This window comes from Desulfovibrio sp. 1214_IL3152 (genome assembly GCF_036763055.1).
Lineage (GTDB): Bacteria > Desulfobacterota > Desulfovibrionia > Desulfovibrionales > Desulfovibrionaceae > Desulfovibrio.
The window spans coordinates 1-2,555 of the sequence record NZ_JBAIYW010000090.1 but is presented as its reverse complement, the minus strand read 5'-3'; the positions used below and the strand labels follow the sequence as shown (position 1 = coordinate 2,555).

Sequence of the window (2,555 nt, the reverse complement as noted above, 5' to 3'; positions counted from 1 at the left end):
GGCATGCGGCGTTGTGCCGGGCCGTTTTTACGGCCTCCGGTCTGATGTCCACCAGTACGCCCTGCCAGTGCGGCAGTTCCAGGGCCAGCGTGATGCCTATACAGCCCGAACCGCAGCCCAGATCCGCGAAACAGGGACCTCGACCTGCGGACATGCTTTCCGGTTTGCGCAGTTGCACGTCGTGTCCGGCGAGCCTGCCTGAGGTATCCGGCCCGTTTCCGGCAGAAACCATTTCCCGTGCGGCAGCCAGGGCTTTATCCACGAGCAGTTCTGTCTCCGGTCTGGGAATGAGGGTGTGGGGTGTCACGGCAAAGTCGCGACCGTAAAATTCTTTGCTGCCCGTGATGTGCGCCAGAGGTTCCCCGGCGGCACGGCGGGCGAGCAGGGTGTCCAAAATCTGAATTTCGTGGGCGTGCAATTGTCGCTCGGCCTGCATGACACAGGCAAGGCGATCAAGGTGCAACGCTTTTTCAACCAACACCTGCGCGCAAAGGCGGGGGCTGTCTGCCCCCGCCTTTTGCAATGTTTGCGCAGCTTCAATCAGATATTGACGCAGACGCACCGTCTTCAGGCTCCGGCTTCCGCATTGGGCCGCTGGTCATCATCCTGACCCTTTCGACGGGGGCGAGGGGCCGCCGGTTTGGATGGAAGGGCCGCAACCACATCTTTCTTGCCTGATGCGGCTTTGCCCTTGCCGGACTTGCCACCGGTTTGCCCGGCGCCCGATGCGCCGCCTTTGTCGTTTTTGCCCTCAAAAACCAGGGGCAGCAGCTCGTCATAATGGTGCACAGGATGCACGGCAATACGCTTGAGCAGCTCCTTGGGCACGTCTTCAAGGTCCTTGGTGTTCTGCCACGGAATGATCACGTGCTTCAGTCCGCGCGCCACACCGGCCAGGATTTTTTCCTTGATGCCGCCCACGGGCAGCACCCGGCCCTGAAGGGTGATCTCGCCGGTCATGCACAGATCGGCGCGCACGCGCCGCCCACTGAGGGCCGAGATCAGCGCCGTAGTGAGCGTTACGCCTGCCGAAGGGCCGTCCTTGGGCGTGGCCCCCGCGGGGACGTGCACATGAATGTCGTATTCCGACACAAAGGACGGATCCACACCCAGTTCGTCAGCACGGCTGCGTATATAGCTTAAGGCGGCCTGAGCGCTTTCTTTCATGACATCGCCCAACTGGCCTGTAAGGGTAAGGCCGCCCTTGCCCTTCATCACCGTTGCTTCCACGGTAAGAACTTCCCCGCCAGCGGGGGTCCAGGCCAGGCCCAGAGCCATGCCGGGCATGAGCTTCTTTTCTTTTTCGTCTTCAATAAAGCGGGGTGCGCCCAAGAGCCTTTCCACATCGGCAGCGCCGACCCTGAACGGCCCTTTCTTGCCCTCAGCCTTGCGGCGGGCCAGCTTGCGGCATATGGAGGACAGTTCGCGCTCCAGATTGCGCAGGCCCGCTTCGCGTGTGTACTCGCGTATGATTTTTTCCAGGGCCGCCTCGTCCAGCGAGACATCCTTTTCCAGCAAGCCGTTTTCCTTGATTTTTTTGGGCAACAGATGCTTGCGGGCGATTTCGGCCTTTTCCTGCATGGTGTAGCCGGGCAGGGTGATGACCTCCATGCGGTCGCGCAGAGGGGCCGGGATGGTCTCCAGATGGTTGGCCGTACACAGAAACATGACCTTTGAAAGATCAAAAGGCACGTTCAGGTAATGGTCGCTGAAGGTGTGGTTCTGTTCCGGGTCCAGCACTTCCAGCAGGGCGGACGAGGGGTCACCCCTGAAGTCCGCGCCGAGTTTGTCCACTTCGTCCAGCACAATGACGGGGTTGCGTGTACCTGCCTGTTTGAGGCTCTGGATGATGCGCCCGGGCATGGCCCCGATATAGGTGCGCCTGTGCCCGCGTATTTCTGCCTCATCGTGCATGCCGCCCAGGGACAGCCTTTGGAACTTGCGCCCCAGTGCGCGCGCGATGGAACGTCCGAGGGACGTTTTGCCCACGCCGGGAGGGCCGGCAAAACAGAGAATCGGTCCCTTGGATTGCGGATTGAGCTTGCGCACACTCAGGAATTCAAGAATACGGTCCTTGATTTTTTCCAGGCCGCAGTGATCCTCATCCAGGATCTGCTTGGCGTGGGCTATGTCCAGCCTGTCGCGCGAGAGCTTTTTCCAGGGCAGTTCCGACAGCCAGTCCAGATAGGTACGTACCACGTTGGCCTCGGAAGAGTCCGCGTGCATGCCTGCCAGACGGCGCAGCTGCTTGTCGGCTTCCCTGCGCACGTCCTTGGGCATGCCGGCCTTGTCCAGGGCGGCCCGCAGGCTTTCCAGTTCTTCCTCTCCCTCATCGTCCTTGTCGCCAAGTTCGCTGCGGATAGCCTTGAGCTGTTCGCGCAAGAAGTAGTCCTTCTGAGCCTTGTCCATGCCTTCGCGGGCCGAACTCTGAATGCGGGCCTGCACGGTGGCGACCTCAACCTCGCGCTGCAACTGGGTGTTGACCAGCATGAGGCGGTCCAGCGGGTCTTCCGCCTCAAGAATCTGCTGTGCGTCGGCCGTTTTCATGCGCATGT

Annotated in this window: 2 protein-coding genes; both read right to left on the bottom strand. The window is 61.1% G+C overall.

Annotated elements, in window-relative coordinates; translation table 11 throughout:
• Positions 1 to 562, bottom strand: a 562-nt coding sequence (locus V6C07_RS01755) for a N5-glutamine methyltransferase family protein (protein ID WP_333534676.1), incomplete at its 3' end; no start/stop codon positions are given.
• 5 nt (positions 563 to 567) lie between these two features.
• Positions 568 to 2,555 (bottom strand): endopeptidase La (gene lon / locus V6C07_RS01750; protein WP_333534675.1); only part of this gene is annotated, 1,988 nt, incomplete at its 5' end.